General features: G+C 61.7%; 15 protein-coding genes. 9 read left to right on the top strand and 6 right to left on the bottom strand.

Annotated features, from left to right (window positions below):
* Positions 1-12: 12 nt before the first annotated feature.
* On the bottom strand, positions 13-579 hold the full coding sequence (locus ACR3EK_RS03555) for a tetratricopeptide repeat protein (RefSeq protein WP_480632693.1): 567 nt from the start codon (positions 577-579) through the stop codon (positions 13-15).
* A 30-nt stretch (positions 580-609) separates the two neighbouring features.
* The gene (locus ACR3EK_RS03550; protein WP_170368032.1) at positions 610-1,098 is read right to left on the bottom strand and encodes an Lrp/AsnC family transcriptional regulator; all 489 of its coding nucleotides are present in this window, start codon (positions 1,096-1,098) and stop codon (positions 610-612) included.
* Positions 1,099-1,200: 102 nt separating this feature from the next.
* Between ACR3EK_RS03550 and putA the strand changes: the two genes are divergently transcribed.
* The 3 genes from putA to ACR3EK_RS03535 are packed head-to-tail and all read left to right on the top strand — an operon-like array spanning position 1,201 to position 5,752.
* Positions 1,201-4,599 carry a bifunctional proline dehydrogenase/L-glutamate gamma-semialdehyde dehydrogenase PutA gene (gene putA, locus ACR3EK_RS03545; RefSeq protein WP_480632692.1) on the top strand — a complete coding sequence of 1,133 codons (3,399 nt, stop codon included), beginning with the start codon at positions 1,201-1,203 and terminating at the stop codon, positions 4,597-4,599.
* A gap of 41 nt (positions 4,600-4,640) precedes the next feature.
* Complete coding sequence (locus tag ACR3EK_RS03540; RefSeq protein WP_170357184.1) at positions 4,641-5,384, top strand: rhomboid family intramembrane serine protease; 744 nt, start codon at positions 4,641-4,643, stop codon at positions 5,382-5,384.
* A complete protein-coding gene (locus ACR3EK_RS03535) occupies positions 5,381-5,752 on the top strand; it encodes a GFA family protein (RefSeq protein ID WP_170340688.1) in 372 nt (123 codons plus the stop codon). Before ACR3EK_RS03540 ends, ACR3EK_RS03535 begins: the two co-directional genes overlap by 4 nt.
* Here the strand turns inward: ACR3EK_RS03535 and ACR3EK_RS03530 are convergent.
* Positions 5,728-6,567: an IclR family transcriptional regulator gene (locus ACR3EK_RS03530; protein WP_170357183.1), complete on the bottom strand. Its 840-nt coding sequence runs from the start codon at positions 6,565-6,567 to the stop codon at positions 5,728-5,730. The two genes, ACR3EK_RS03535 and ACR3EK_RS03530, sit on opposite strands and share 25 nt — an antisense overlap.
* A gap of 196 nt (positions 6,568-6,763) precedes the next feature.
* On the opposite strand from ACR3EK_RS03530, the gene bhcA reads away from it, so the two are divergent.
* From bhcA to bhcD, 4 genes are read left to right on the top strand one after another with little or no spacing between them, the layout of a single operon-like run.
* Complete coding sequence (gene bhcA, locus ACR3EK_RS03525) at positions 6,764-7,954, top strand: L-aspartate--glyoxylate aminotransferase BhcA (RefSeq protein ID WP_480632691.1); 1,191 nt, start codon at positions 6,764-6,766, stop codon at positions 7,952-7,954.
* 10 nt (positions 7,955-7,964) lie between these two features.
* Positions 7,965-8,951, top strand: coding sequence for a beta-hydroxyaspartate dehydratase BhcB (gene bhcB, locus ACR3EK_RS03520; RefSeq protein ID WP_480632690.1), 987 nt, complete (start codon positions 7,965-7,967; stop codon positions 8,949-8,951).
* Entirely contained in the window at positions 8,948-10,111 is a 1,164-nt protein-coding gene (bhcC, locus tag ACR3EK_RS03515; protein ID WP_480632689.1) for a 3-hydroxy-D-aspartate aldolase BhcC, read from the top strand. Before bhcB ends, bhcC begins: the two co-directional genes overlap by 4 nt.
* A 14-nt stretch (positions 10,112-10,125) precedes the next feature.
* Positions 10,126-11,112, top strand: a complete 987-nt coding sequence (bhcD, locus tag ACR3EK_RS03510; RefSeq protein WP_480632688.1) for an iminosuccinate reductase BhcD — start codon at positions 10,126-10,128, stop codon at positions 11,110-11,112.
* 76 nt (positions 11,113-11,188) lie between these two features.
* Here the strand turns inward: bhcD and ACR3EK_RS03505 are convergent, their stop codons facing one another.
* Positions 11,189-11,974 (bottom strand): inositol monophosphatase family protein, encoded by a 786-nt coding sequence (locus ACR3EK_RS03505; RefSeq protein WP_170404728.1) that lies wholly within the window; start codon positions 11,972-11,974, stop codon positions 11,189-11,191.
* Positions 11,975-12,082: 108 nt separating this feature from the next.
* Positions 12,083-12,988 (bottom strand): LysR family transcriptional regulator, encoded by a 906-nt coding sequence (locus tag ACR3EK_RS03500; protein WP_480632687.1) that lies wholly within the window; start codon positions 12,986-12,988, stop codon positions 12,083-12,085.
* Positions 12,989-13,082: 94 nt separating this feature from the next.
* On the opposite strand from ACR3EK_RS03500, the gene metF reads away from it, so the two are divergent.
* Entirely contained in the window at positions 13,083-13,949 is an 867-nt protein-coding gene (metF, locus tag ACR3EK_RS03495; protein WP_170436534.1) for a methylenetetrahydrofolate reductase [NAD(P)H], read from the top strand.
* A gap of 181 nt (positions 13,950-14,130) precedes the next feature.
* Positions 14,131-14,784 carry a J domain-containing protein gene (locus ACR3EK_RS03490; RefSeq protein WP_170365522.1) on the top strand — a complete coding sequence of 218 codons (654 nt, stop codon included), beginning with the start codon at positions 14,131-14,133 and terminating at the stop codon, positions 14,782-14,784.
* Between the two features lie 56 nt (positions 14,785-14,840).
* On the opposite strand, the gene ACR3EK_RS03485 is transcribed toward ACR3EK_RS03490, so the two are convergent.
* The gene (locus ACR3EK_RS03485; protein ID WP_480632686.1) at positions 14,841-15,359 is read right to left on the bottom strand and encodes a YHS domain-containing (seleno)protein; all 519 of its coding nucleotides are present in this window, start codon (positions 15,357-15,359) and stop codon (positions 14,841-14,843) included.
* Positions 15,360-15,510: the final 151 nt, after the last annotated feature.

The raw sequence follows: 15,510 nt of genomic DNA, 5'->3' as shown, positions 1-15,510 counted from the left end.
TGGCAGCGCCGTTCAGAGATCTTGGCCGGGCATCGCCAAAGGCCCACCATCGGCCGCAAGGTGACGCTCGGGCAGCCAAGGGTTCAGTTCCAGCGCCTCTGCCAGAGCAACGCGGGCTTCTTCCATTCTCTGCAGACCCATTAGGGTCAGCGCCCGACCGCTCATCGCTGCGATATGGTTCGGCGACAGTTCCAGAGCACGGTCCAGATCGGTCAGGGCCGAGTCAAAATCCTGGCGCAGGAAATTCACGAAGGCGCGCTGGTTGTAGCCCTCGGCATACTCGGGGCAGTACGCAATCAAACGGTCGAAATCCTGCAGCGCCCCCAACAGATCCCAGGCGTTTCGTCTGGACATGCCCTGATCCAATACGGTCTGCGCGGCCTCGTCAGGTGCGTCGGCCCACAACTCCCACATCTGGTTCGAGATCTCGCGCGCTGCCATCTCGGTTTCGGCCTGCTGGATCTGACCGATTAGTTCACCCAGCCGGGCGGCGTGATCGGGCGCAGGCGGACAGGTCTCAGCAATTGCCGGGATCGCAACGCCCGCGCTCAGAACTGCGGAAAGAACTAGGTGTCTCATAGTTCAATGGTGACGCGGATCGCCCTTTCGTCAACCCGCGCCATCAATGGCATCGGCCAGCCCCGTCTCTTTCACCGCCTCCATCGCCACGAAGGTCGAGGTGCTGGCCACATGCGGCAGCGACGAGATCTTTTCGGCCAGAACCGCGCGATATTCCGTCATCGACCCGGTCCGTACCTTCAGCAGATAGTCGAAATTCGACGCGATCATATGCGCCTGTTCGATCTCGGGCACTTTGCGGACAGCCGCGTTGAATTCAGCCAGCGCCTTTTCCCGCGTGTCGGTCAGGCGCACCTCGACAAAAGCCACATGGTCCAGCCCCAGGCGGATCGGGTCCAGCATGGCCCGGTAGCCGGTGATGATCCCCTCGGACTCGAGCCGTTTCAGCCGCGCCTGTGTCGGCGATTTCGACAGCCCGATCCGCCGGGCCAGATCAGCGACCGAGATCCGCCCGTCCTCGGCCACGATGGACAGAATCGCGCGGTCGAACCGGTCCAACCCCGGAAAGTCGTTTCGCATGGCGTTTGATCCAAAATTCAGGACATCGGGCGCTGGATACTTCATTTTCGGTCCGATGTCCCGCAAAATCGCAACTATACTGCGTGAAAGACCGGAGGACACATGACTCACAGCCTGCGCCACACCATCGACTCCATGACCTACGCGGACCAGACCGCGTTGCTGAAATCCCTGACCGATCAGGCCGCCCTGACCCAAGCGGACCGCACCGCCATCTGCGAGGCGGCCGCGCAACTGGTGCGTGACATCCGCTCCAGCACCGCGCCGGGGCTGATGGAGGTGTTCCTGGCCGAATACGGCCTGTCCACCGATGAAGGCATCGCCCTGATGTGCCTGGCCGAGGCGCTGTTGCGCGTGCCCGACGCCGACACGATCGACGCGCTGATCGAAGACAAGATCGCGCCCTCGGATTGGGGCAAGCACCTCGGCCACTCGTCGTCGTCGCTGGTCAATGCCTCGACCTGGGCGCTTATGCTGACGGGCAAGGTGCTGGACGAGGGCAAGGCCTCGCCGGTCAGCGCTCTGCGCGGCGCCATCAAGCGGCTAGGCGAGCCGGTCATCCGCACCGCCGTCGGGCGCGCGATGAAGGAAATGGGCCGTCAGTTCGTTCTGGGTGAAACGATCCAGTCCGCCATGAAACGCGCCGCCGGGATGGAGGCCAAGGGCTACACCTATTCCTACGACATGCTGGGCGAGGCCGCGCGCACCGAGGCAGACGCCGCGCGCTATCACCTTTCATATTCCCGTGCCATCGCGGCGATTGCCGATGCCTGCACGCAGGACGACATCCGCGCCAACCCCGGCATCTCGGTTAAACTTTCGGCGCTGCATCCGCGCTACGAAGTAGCCCAGGAACAGCGCGTGATGCACGAACTGGTGCCGCGCCTGCGGGCGCTGGCGCTGCTGGCCAAGGCCGCCGGAATGGGCCTGAACGTCGACGCCGAAGAGGCTGACCGCCTGTCGCTGTCGCTGCAGGTGATCGAGGCGGTTCTGTCCGAGCCAGCGCTGGCCGGATGGGATGGGTTCGGCGTGGTGGTACAGGCCTATGGGCCGCGTGCCGGGCTGGTGCTGGACACGCTTTATGAGATGGCCGAGCGGTATGACCGCAAGCTGATGGTGCGTCTGGTCAAAGGCGCCTACTGGGACACCGAGATCAAGCGCGCGCAGGTCGAGGGCGTCGACGGCTTCCCGGTCTTCACCAACAAGGCGGCAACCGACATCTCTTACATCGCCAATGCCCGCAAGCTCTTGGGCATGACCGACCGGATCTATCCTCAGTTCGCGACCCACAACGCCCACACGGTCAGCGCGATCCTGCATATGGCTGAGGGCCAGCCCTTCGAGTTCCAGCGCCTGCACGGCATGGGCGAGACCCTGCACCAGATCGTCAAGGCCCAACGCAATACCCGCTGCCGCATCTACGCGCCGGTTGGCGCGCATCGCGACCTGCTGGCCTACCTGGTGCGGCGGCTGCTGGAAAACGGCGCCAACAGCTCGTTCGTCAACCAGATCGTGGACGAAAACGTGGCCCCCGAAGTGGTGGCCGCCGATCCGTTCGAGGCCGTGCGGAAACCAGCACACCACATCCCAACCGGCCCCGAACTGTTTCAACCTGAAAGACCAAACTCGCTAGGGTTCGACCTGCATCACACACCGACATTGGACCGGATCGATGCCGCTCGCGACGCCTTTCGCGCGCATCACTGGTTCGCACAGCCCCTTCTGGCCGGTGACGCGGCGCCCGAGGCCGAGGAACCTGTCATCAACCCCGCCCTGCCCGAGGACCGGCCAGGCGCGGTCGCCCCGGCCAGCGCCGCGGATGTGGAGCTGGCGCTGGCCGCAGCTGCTCCGTGGCAGGCCTCAGCGGCCGAGCGCGGCCGCGTCCTGAATGCCGCCGCCGACCTCTACGAGGAGCATTATGGCGAGCTCTTCGCCCTTCTGGCGCGTGAGGCCGGCAAATCACTGCCCGACGCGGTGGCCGAACTGCGCGAGGCGGTGGACTTCCTGCGCTACTACGCCGCCAACATCCCCGACGCAGACCCTGCCGGGACCTTCACCTGCATCAGCCCGTGGAACTTCCCTCTGGCGATCTTCACGGGGCAGATCTCGGCTGCGCTTGCCGTGGGCAATGCGGTTCTGGCCAAGCCCGCGCCGCAGACTCCGTTGATCGCCCACCGCGCCGTGCAGCTGCTGCACCAGGCCGGAGTACCGCGCGACGCGCTGCAATTGCTGCCGGGCGGGCCATCGGTGGGCGCCGCGCTGACCTCGGACCCGCGGGTTTCCGGCGTGGCCTTCACCGGCTCGACCGCGACGGCGTTGAAAATCCGCGCTGCAATGGCCGAGCACATGCAGCCCGGAACACCGCTGATCGCCGAAACCGGCGGGCTGAACGCGATGATCGTGGACAGCACCGCCCTGCCCGAACAAGCCGTGCAATCGATCATCGAAAGCGCCTTCCAGTCGGCGGGCCAGCGGTGCTCGGCCCTGCGCTGTTTGTATCTGCAGGATGATATCGCCGATGACGTGCTGACCATGCTCAAGGGCGCGATGGACGCCCTGTCGGTGGGCGACCCGTGGCTGCTCTCGACTGATTGCGGCCCGGTGATCGACGAACAGGCCCGTCAGGGCATCGCAGACCACGTCGCCAAGGCCCGCACCGAGGGTCGTGTGTTGAAGGAACTGGCGCTGCCGCCCCAGGGGATCTTCGTCGCGCCCACGCTGATCGAGGTCCCCGGCATCAATGCACTGGAACGCGAGATCTTCGGCCCGGTCCTGCACGTTGCCCGGTTCAAGTCACACGAGATCGACCAGGTGATTGCCGACATCAACGCCACCGGCTATGGCCTGACCTTCGGCCTGCACACCCGCATCGACGACCGGGTGCAGCACGTGACCGAGGCGATCCACGCCGGTAATATTTACGTGAACCGTAACCAGATCGGCGCGATCGTCGGCTCGCAGCCCTTCGGCGGTGAAGGCCTGTCCGGCACCGGCCCCAAGGCGGGTGGCCCGAACTATCTGGCTCGTTTTTGCGCCCCGGACCGACAGGTCGTGGCCGCGGAATGGTCCGCCCCAGCCGACCTGCCGGCGCCGATCGGGCAGCCTGCCGCGCCGACGACCCGTTCGATGCCCGGACCGACCGGCGAATCGAACCGGCTGACCGAGTTTCCCCGCGCGCCGTTCCTGTGCCTGGGCCCCGGCCCCGAGGCGTCCAAGGCACAGGCAGACGCCATTCTCGCGCTTGGCGGCACCGCGATTCAGACCGAGGGCGCGCTTGACCTGCACCGGCTTGAGAACCTGCCGGGAATATCGGGGGTTCTGTGGTGGGGCGATGCGGACACCGCGCGTCAGATCGAGCGTCATCTGGCTCGGCGAGGCGGCCCCATCCTGCCGCTGATCCCCGGCTTGCCCGACCGGTCGCGGGTGATGGCCGAGCGCCATGTCTGCGTCGACACCACGGCCGCCGGAGGGAACGCCGCACTTCTCGGCGGTGCGGCATAAGCTGACTTGACGCTGGGCCGGGAAAAGCCCAGCGTCCCCCCATGTTTCCAATTCGAGACCACAACCCTTCGGGCCGCACACCCTATGTCGTCTATGCGCTGATCGCGGCGAATGTCCTGGTTTTCCTCAGCTATGTCGGAATCATGGACGATGCCCGGCTGATCAACCGGTTCTATTTCGACTATGCGATCATCCCCGCCCGCATCAGCGACGGCGTGGCGCTCGAGACGTTGGTGACGTCGATGTTCCTGCATGGCGGCTGGATGCATCTGATCGGCAACATGCTGTTCCTGTGGATCTTCGGCGACAACATGGAAGACGAGATGGGCCACCTGCCCTTCCTGCTGTTCTACATGGTCGCGGGTATCGGCGCCGGGCTGGTCCATATCGTTACGGCTCCCGGGTCGCTGGTACCCACCATCGGCGCGTCCGGCGCAATTGCCGCAGTGATGGGTGGGTACCTGCTGATGTTCCCAAAGGCGCGCGTCGATATCCTGCTGATTCTGATCATCTACTTCCGGGTCTTCACCATCCCGGCCTTCGTGATGCTGGGCGTCTGGCTGGGCATGCAGTTCCTTGGCAGCGTGTCCAGCAACCCTGACGCAGGCGGTGTGGCCTATTGGGCGCATACGGGCGGTTTCGTTATCGGATTGATCCTGTGCATCCCACTGTGGCTGAAACGAGGCGGACCAGCTTATTGGGGCCGCACCCACGGCCACCCGCCGCATCCCGAACACCGCTACAAGCTCAGCCAGTCCCGCATACCAAGAGTGCCGCGCCGATGAGCCAAATGACCGCCACCTGCCATTGCGGCGCCGTGAAGATCGAGGCCGAGTTCCCCGGTGGCCTGTCCACGGCTGCCCGATGCGACTGTTCCTTCTGCATCCGCCGCGGGGCCGCCGCCGTGACCGCCATAACCGAGAGCCTGCGCATTCTTGAAGGCGCCGAGAACCTGAGCCTCTACACATGGGGAACGCATACGGCGAAACACTATTTCTGCAAGACCTGCGGGATATACGTTTATCACCAAAGACGCTCGGATCCGGCAGAGTGCGGCGTCAACCTTGGCTGCATCGAGGGCGCAAACCCCAGAACCCACGGGCCGATTCCCTGGAATGACGGGGTCAATCACCCCTCTGATCGATCTGACTGATCCGGAGTTTGACCACCGCTCAGCCGCGTGATCTCTTGCGCAGCCTGAACGACGTGGGCGGCAAGCTCGGGTGCCCGGTCCGGATTGAATCGCGCGGTCGGCCCAGAGACAGAGATTCCGGCACAAGGCTCCTGCTTGTCGTTGAAGATTGCGGCTCCGATGCAGGACATGCCCGAGTGGCGCTCCTCTCGATCATAAGACCATCCGCGCAGCCGCGTTTCGGTCAGATCCTCGCGCAAGGTATCCAGTGTGGCGCAAGTATTGGGCGTATATGGCACAAGCTGGGTGTCGGCCAACACCTTGGCCCGGGATGCCTCGGTCATGGCCGCCAGGATCGCTTTGCCCGTACCCGAGGCATACATCGGCGTACGAGCGCCCGGCGGAAAGAACGCCCGGATCGGGTTCGATGTCTCGACTTGCCCGACAAACACCACTTCCGACCCGTCGGGAACTGCAAGGTTCGCCGTTTCTCCGCTGTCCTGCATCAGGCGCCGAAGAACTGACCGGCCGATCTCGACAACGCTGTTGTGCCGCAGAAACGAAGCGCCTGTGCGATAGGCTTCGACTCCGATCATCCATTCCTGACGTTCTTCGCTGAAGCTGACGAACCCATGCTTTTGCAAGGTCGTCAGGATGCGATGCGTGGTTGCAGTAGGCACGTCGATCTCACGCGCGAGGTCGCTGAGCGCGGTGCGTTCAAGCCGTGCGACTGTGGTCAGAACCCCCAGCGCACGGTCCAACGCCTGCATGGTTCCGGCCGAGCTTTCCTTGAACAACGACTTGGGCCGGCCGCGCGGGCGCTTCTGGGCTGACATGGCGATTCTCCCTGATTTTGGCCGAAAGGCCGTCTGGCTTTCTCAGCTGATCACAAACACTCAGCGAAATGAGAAAGTGAATATCCTGCGTTTATGGCAGGTTACGCATTTAATCCAAATAATGAAAATATTTTTCAAGAAAATTGCATCAACTCCGACAGGGAGACAGACTTGGGGCAAAGCGGAGGACATGATGATGTCAAACCAAAACCCGGTCTTTATTCCCGGCCCGACGAATATCCCGGATCGCCTCCTGCGCGCGATGCAGGTCCAGACCATTGACCACCGCGCGCCGGATTTCGTTCAGGCCTTTGCTCCGGTACTCGAGGGCCTCAAGCAGGTCTTCCGGTCGACCACGGGTCAGATTGTGACCTTTCCATCCAGCGGCACAGGTGGGTGGGAAGCTGCGATCAGCAACACACTGAGCCCGGGCGACAAGGTTCTTGTGGCCCGCCATGGCGTATTCAGCCATCGCTGGATCGACCTTTGCCAACGGCATGGGCTGGATGTGCAAGTCATCGATTGCCATTGGGGCAGCGGAGCACCTGCCGAACGGTTTCAGTCGATCCTCGCCGACGACCGGAACCACGACATCCGGGCGGTTCTGGTGACGCATAATGAAACGGCCACCGGCGTGCGCTCGGATATCCTGTCGGTCCGATCGGCGATGGATGCCTCGGCGCACCCTGCCCTGCTGATGGTCGATTGCGTCAGTTCGCTGGCCTCGATGCCGTTCGAATTCGATGGCTGGGGCGTCGATATTGCGGTTTCGGGGTCGCAAAAGGGGTTCATGCTGGCCGCTGGAATGGCAATCCTGTGCGTCAGCCCCAAAGCGCTGGCAGCGATGGATGGTGCGCGGCTGCCCCGCACCTATTTCGACTTTCGGGACATGTTGGACGCCAATGCCTCGGGCGGGTTTCCTTACACGCCGCCGCTGCAACTGATCTGCGGACTGCAGGAAAGCCTGTCCATTCTGTTTGACGAAGGCCTGGACAACGTCTACGCCCGTCACTTCCGTCTGGCTGAAGGCGTGCGTCGGGCCGTCGACGCGTGGGGATTGAGCCTGGTCGCTCAATCGCCGGACCTCTACTCGGACACTGTCAGCGCAGTCTATGTGCCCGATGGGTTCGACAGCAATGTCCTGACTAACCATACCTATGACACCTATGGAGTGTCCTTCGGGATCGGCCTGGGCCAATTGAACGGCAAGGCGTTTCGCATCGGTCACCTGGGCAGCCTGACGGACGTCATGGTTCTGTCCGGCCTCGCCACGATCGAGATGGCGATGGCCGATCTGAACTACCCGATACAACTGGGCAGCGGCGTGGCGGCAGCGCAGGAATACTTCCGTGCAAACGGCACCAACCGCTCGCGCGCTGCGGCTTGAGGAGATCGGTATGTTGGACACGCTTTCGGCTGCAGATCTGACGATCGACGACATGCGCGCAGCGCATGAACGGATCAAACCACATATCCGGCGTACACCCGTCCTGTCGTCGGAGTATCTGAACGCACAAACCGGCGCACGGCTCTTTTTCAAGTGCGAGAACCTGCAGGAGGCCGGAGCCTTCAAGGTCCGCGGCGCCTGCAATGCGGTATTTGGATTGCCCGACGAGATCGCCGGCAACGGCGTCTGCACCCACTCCAGCGGGAATCATGCACTGTCCCTGTCATATGCGGCCGGTCGGCGCGGTATTCCCTGCAACGTCGTCATGCCGCGCACCGCACCTCAGGCCAAAAAAGACGCGGTCCGCAGTTTTGGCGGCACGATCAACGAATGTGAGCCTTCGACATCATCGCGCGAAGCGACCTTTGCCGAGGTGCAGGCCAAAACGGGTGGCGAATTCGTGCACCCCTACAACGATCCGCGTGTCATTGCAGGACAGGCCACATGCTCGGCCGAGATGCTGGAACAAACAGGTGGGCTTGATGCCGTTATCGCTCCGATCGGCGGCGGCGGTATGGTGTCGGGCACGTGCCTGACAGTATCAAATCTGGCCCCTGACACCGCGATCTATGCCGCGGAACCTCAGCAGGCTGATGACGCATACCGATCTTTCAAAGCCGGTCGGATCATCGCCGACGACGCACCCAAGACGGTGGCCGATGGCCTTCTGGTTCCGCTCAAGGAAAACACCTGGCACTTCGTGTCGCGGAACGTTGCCGACATCTTCACGGCCTCCGAAGACGAAATCGTGGCGGCCATGAAACTGGCCTGGAAACACCTGCGACTGGTGATTGAGCCATCTTCGGCCGTTCCGTTGGCAACCATTCTCAACAACCCCGAGGTTTTTCGAGGCAAACGCGTCGGCGTGATCCTGACCGGCGGCAATGTGGATTTGGACAAGCTGCCCTGGCTGGCCGGGCAAGGAGGAGAAGGATGAACAGACCCGTGAACATCGATCAATTGGACGTCGGCTTCGACATCCCCGCAGCAATCGGCATGGATGAAAGCGATATCCAGACTCCTTGCCTGATACTGGACCTCGACGCGCTGGAGCGGAACATCCGCAAGATGGGCGACTACGCCAAAGCGCACGGCATGCGCCATCGGGTGCATGGCAAGATGCACAAGTCTGTGGACGTCGCGCGCCTGCAGGAAAAACTGGGCGGGGCAGTTGGCGTGTGCTGTCAGAAGGTCTCGGAGGCCGAGGTTTTTGCGCGTGGCGGGATCAAGGATATCCTTGTGTCCAACCAGGTGCGCGATCCGGCCAAAATTGACCGCTTGGCTCGGCTGCCGAAGCTGGGCGCGCGAACGCTGGTCTGCGTTGACGACATTGAGAATGTGCCCGAGCTGTCCTCTGCGGCGCAGACCCACGGAACGCAGCTGGAGATCCTGGTCGAGATCGACTGCGGCGCGGGGCGCTGTGGGGTGACCAGTACGACTGATGTCGTAGCCATTGCCCGCGCTGTCGAGGCGGCACCGAACCTGAAGTTCACCGGCCTCCAAGCCTATCAGGGCGCGATGCAACATCTCGACAGCTATGACGCGCGAAAGGAAAAACTGGATGAAGCAATCGCCATGGTGCGGAACGCCGTCGACGGGTTGAAGGCGGACGGGATTGAGTGCGAACTGGTCTCGGGCGGCGGGACGGGATCATATTATTTCGAAAGCAATTCGGGCGTTTACAACGAATTGCAGTGTGGGTCCTACGCGTTCATGGATGCCGACTATGGGCGGATTCTGGACCAAAATGGCCAAAGGATCGATCGGGGCGAATGGGAAAACGCCTTGTTCATACTCACCAGCGTCATGAGCCACGCCAAACCGGACAAGGCGATCTGTGACGCAGGGCTCAAGGCACAGTCGATCGACAGCGGTTTGCCGGTGATCTTTGGCCGCGATGATGTCGAATACCTGAAATGTTCGGACGAACACGGTGTGATCGGCGACCCCAATGGCGTGTTGCGGGTGAACGACAAGTTGCGTTTGGTCCCCGGGCACTGCGATCCGACCTGCAACGTGCACGACTGGTATGTCGGCGTGCGCAACGGAAGGGTCGAGACCCTGTGGCCGGTCTCTGCTCGCGGCAAGGCGTTTTGATCATGAGGGACGAGATGAACGCTGAAACCAATCTGATACAGATCGTTGGCGAAGACCTATGCAAGCAGCTGGTCAACCGCAAGCTGGCGTTTGACGCAATCCAAGACGTGTTCTCAGCGATGGCACGCGGCGGAGCGCGCAACTTCCCCGTCATCCGCGAAGGGCTGGGTCATGCCGGCGCCGTATATGGGTTCAAATCCGGCTTTGACGCCGAAGGCTTGGTTCTGGGTGTCAAATCTGGTGGCTATTGGCCGGGAAACACCAATCGCGGACTGACCAACCACCAATCCACCGTCATCCTGTTCGATCCCGATACCGGACAGCCTTCCGCGTTGGTCGGTGGAAACTATCTTACGGCTATCCGCACGGCTGCGTCCTCGGCAGTGTCGATCGCGCACCTGGCCCGTACGGACGCCAAGGTGCTTGGCATGGTCGGCGCGGGCCATCAATCGGTCTTTCAGTTGCGCGCCGCCGCCGAGCAACGCGACTTCGAAAAGGTGGTGGCATGGAATCCCCATCCCGAAATGCTTCCGAAACTGGCCGCCGTCGCGCAGGACATCGGACTGGATTTCGAATCCGTCTCGCAGCGGGAACTGGGGGCACAGGCCGACGTCATCATCACGATCACATCGGCGTTCGAACCGTTGTTGATGCGCGATTGGATCAAGCCCGGAACGCATCTGGCCTGCATGGGCACCGACACGAAGGGCAAGATGGAAGTCGACCCCGAACTGGTTGCTTCCGCTCAGGTCTTCACCGACGAGGTTGCCCAGTCCGTCACCATAGGTGAGGCGCAACACGCCGTGGCTTCGGGCGCGCTGGATCCTGACGCCATCACGCCGATTGGAGCAGTCATCAATGGCGATCATCCCGGCCGAACAGAGATTGACCAGATCACCCTGTTCGATGGGACCGGGGTCGGGTTGCAGGACCTGGCCGTGGCGTCCGTGGCTGCGCGGCTGGCTTCCGAGGCAGGTTTGGCGGGTACTGTACGCCTTTGAAACAAAACGCGCGGCCAATTCGGCCGCGCGAACTTAGAAATTGGTTCTGGTCGTTTCCGGCCGCCGTATTGACGAGTCAGCCGCGGATCACCTTGGCGAACTGGTCGAAAATCGGTTCGTTGGCGCAGATCACTTCCCCGTCAGACAGAATGCTGCTTTCGGGGTTCAACGGTTGAACGAACCCACCCGCTTCTTTCACGATGATGATGCCGGCGGCCAGATCCCAGGCATTCAGGCGACGCTCCCAGAAGCCTTCGTAGCGGCCAGCGGCAACATAGGCCATATCCAGCGCAGCTGCACCCCAGCGGCGCACACCCGCGCAGGCGGGCATCAGACGGGCCAGGTCCTGCAACGTGGCCGGCAGGTCCGAGCGGCCACCAAACGGCAAACCGGTCGAGAAGATCGATTCGATCATCCGGCTGCGGCTCGACACGCGGATACGCATGTCGTTCATCCAGGCACCCTCGCCCTTTTCGGCAAAGAACATTTCGTCCTTCGCGGGATCGTAGATGACGCCCGCGACGATCTTGCCCTTGTGTTCAAGTGCGATCGAAACCGCCCAATGTGGCAGGCCGTGCAGGAAATTGGTCGTCCCGTCCAAAGGATCAACGATCCAACGCCGGGTCGGGTCTTCGCCCTCGATCACACCACCTTCTTCAGCCAGCCAACCGTAGGTGGGTCGCGCGCCCAGCAGTTCTTCTTTCAGAATGTTCTCGGCTGCAATGTCGGCCTTCGAGACGAAATCGCCCGCGCCCTTCATCGACACCTGCAGGTTCTCGACTTCGCGAAAGTCTTTTACCAGCGATCGGCCCGCTTTGCGCGCGGCCTTGATCATGATGTTGAGATTTGCACTGCCAACCATAGTTCCGAGGCTCCTGTCCGGTCAAACCGCGCGTATACTGGCGCAACGCCCCCTTGCCAAGAGGAATGATGCGCATAGCAGCATGCCGTTTCCCGCGTGGCCAAAACCTTATTGCTGCTGCAGCTTGCGCGCCTCTAGGCTGGCCAGCTTGACCAATTCCTGCACAAAGGGTTTTTCCATGTCCTCGGTACGCACCGCGGCATACAGCCGACGCGTGATGCCATCCTTGGTCAGCGGGCGGGTCACATAGTCCGAGTTGTACTTGACCTCCCGCACCACCCAGTCGGGCAGAACGGATATTCCACGGTTTGACGCCACAAGCAGCAGGATCACGGCGGTCAACTCAACTTGCCGGATCGCAGCAGGCTCAACGCGGGCCGGGATGAGAAGCTGGCTGAAGATATCAAGCCTCGTGCGTTCGACCGGATAGGTGATCAGCGTTTGACCGCGAAAATCCTCGGCCTCGATATACGCTTTCCGGGCCAGAGGGTGGGTCGAGGCGGCGACAAAAACAGGATTGTAGTCGAACAACTCGATGAACTCGACCCCCGGCAGATTTTCGGGGTCCGAGGAGACGACCAGATCGACCTCTTCCTTCTGCAGCGCGGGCAGCGCGTCAAAGGCCAGACCTGGCCGGATATCGACATCGACATCCGGCCACGACTTGCGGAAGGCCTCGAGCACCGGGAACAGCCACTCGAAACAGGCGTGGCACTCGATCGCGATGTGCATCCGTCCCGTGCGCCCATCGCGCAGCGAGGAAAACTCCTCCTGCATCGCTTCGACCTGCGGCAGAATCTGCTCGGCCAGACGCAGAAGGCGCAGCCCAGCGGCCGACAGTTTCATCGGTTTCGACCGGCGCAGGAACAGCTCGACGCCGGCCTGATCCTCCAGCCCTTTGATCTGATGGCTGAGCGCAGACTGCGTGATGTTCAGTTGATCCGCCGCACGGGCCAACCCACCACATTCATGGATGGCTTTGATCGTGCGCAGGTGTCGAAATTCGATATGCATCTTTCGCGTCGTTCATGTTGTTCTTGAATAATATGAGTTTGTCTCACAAAGAACTCCATGGCACAAGAGCCGCAACACAACCTGCGAGACTGCCATGACCCAGCCCGAGATTTCCTTCGAATTCTTTCCGCCTCAGACGCTCGAAGCGTCGTTTCGCCTGTGGGATACGGTTCAGACACTGGCGCCACTGGCACCCCGTTTTGTCTCGGTCACATATGGAGCGGGGGGCACCACCCGTGAATTGACCCGCGACGCGGTGGCGACGTTGCACAAATCCTCGGGATTGAAAGTCGCGGCCCATCTTACATGTGTCGACGCCTCACGCGGCGAGACCTTGGCCATAGCCGACAGCTTTGCCGCGGCCGGCGTCACTGACATCGTTGCGTTGCGCGGCGACCCACCCAAGGGGCAGGAACGGTTCGTCCCGCATCCCGATGGGTTCGCCCACTCGGTCGAATTGATCGCAGCACTGGCGGAAACGGGCAGTTTCACCATCCGCGTCGGTGCCTATCCCGACATTCACCCCGAAGCGCCACATGCACAGGCTGACATTGACTGGTTGAAAGCCAAGCTGGACGCCGGCGCAGACGAGGCTTTGACGCAATTCTTCTTCGAGGCCGAAACCTTTTTGCGCTTTCGCGATGCCTGCGCCAAGGCCGGGATCGACAAGCCGATCGTGCCGGGCATCCTGCCAATCGAGAACTGGGCCGGTGCGAAGAAATTTGCCAAACGCTGTGGCGCCCAGGTGCCGGACTGGGTCGATCAGGCCTTTGACAAAGCGATCCGTGACAACCGGCACGACCTGTTGGCCACCGCGCTGTGCACCGAACTGTGTTCGGACCTGATCGATGAAGGCGTGGACAAGCTGCATTTTTATACGCTGAACCGCCCCGAACTGACCCGCGATGTGTGTTTTGCCCTTGGGATCACGCCCAAAGCCGATCTGCAAAACGTCGCCTGACTGTTCCTTGCATTTGCACAGGCCAAAGGGGGATTGCCCCCTGCGGCCCGCTGCAAGGTGCGAACAATTCCCCCTGCAACGGCGCACTGTCCTCGCCAAGCCCACCAATTCACAGGATAATTTGACAGAAACTCAAGGCTCCGGACAATAGGAGCCAGTTGTTTTATCGAGTGATTTTGGTATGGAGCCAGTCGAGAAAATTCAGGCTCGCGTAGAAGCACTGCACGTCTTGGGCCTCGATCAGACCGCCACCGCATCGGACATCCGGAATGCGTGGCGTGACATCGCCTTTCATGCACATCCCGACCATACAGGCGGCGACTGCAATCAGTTTGCGCAGGCGAAGTCGGCCTATGACTATCTGCGCAAAAACGGGTTGGCAGGAAAAGGCGCCGGGCCGGCCCAACCGCGACGACCGAAACTCAGAAAGCGTATCATCGAGCTGGACGAGAAGGATATTTCCGCCTGCCTGAAGCTGCTCGATCCAAGTCGCGCCCTATCCTTTGGCGAGACCAGCGCGGAAGATTGCCCGCTATCGACGCGCAATTCGGACCATGTACCAGAGGCGATCGGATGCTATGGCCGCGACCTGACCTATTTCGTTGCGACGCCGGTTTGCGAAGGTGAAAACCGCGTTGCCCTGCCGACATCCGTTCTGGCCGGCTTTCGGACGGTCGAAACCGAAATACTGTCCTTCCAGGCCAAGAATGGCGGAGCGGGCGAGGTCGTTGTTCCCGACACCATTCGAGAACGCAAGTTTCCCGGCGCGCGCAGCGTCAAGATCCGGTTCGAGGCGGATCAGGCCACTCGGGAACAGTTCTGGCAGGCTTGTTGAAGACCCAAAATTGAAAAAGGCCCGGCGGGTCTGCCGGGCCTGCAACGCGCGTCACGTCAGTTCGCGATCGGGCCTTCGGACGTGAATTTCGGGATCACGTTGGTCGAGGCGTCATTGCCTTCGAGCCCCGGCCAGTTCCCCTCAGCCAGGTTGATGTTGCCCGGGACGTCTTCTTCCCAAAAACCGACCACGACATCGGTGATGTTCAAATACAGCTTGTCGTCAACGATCCGCCAAAGGTTGGGGTTGCCGGGAACCTTGCCGCCCTTTGACACGCCATAGGCGCAATGCCCATCATATTGCGGCGCATAGAGCGCGGGGTTTTCAAGGAACTTCGCGCGGTTTTCTTCGCTCGCAAAAGCCCAGGTCGCCCCGTTGTATTCCGCAGTGATGTCCGACCGTCCGCGCACGCCCTCGGGCTGCGACTGTCCGATCGGTGATTGAGCAAGCCCACGGTAGGCCACCACATCATATCCGGACACGGCGAAGCCGGTCCCATCGACATATTGCGGGCCGGCAAAGGCGGGCACGGCCAACGCCATTGCAGCAGCAAAGGTCAGAGCAAATCTGTTCATGTTTCATGTCCTCGTGTCTTGACGGGTTGCAGGGCCAGAGTGGCTGTCTGCAGAGACAATAAGCAATTCCCTTCGACGGCGAAGACCCGTTAACGCCGCTGTGACCATTGACGAGCAAACGTGAGCAGTCTTGCCGCAATTGTTACAGAAC

Source organism: Ruegeria sp. BC8 (genome assembly GCF_056535705.1).
The sequence above is the reverse complement of the archived record's forward strand: the minus strand, read 5'-3'. Positions and strand labels throughout refer to the sequence as shown.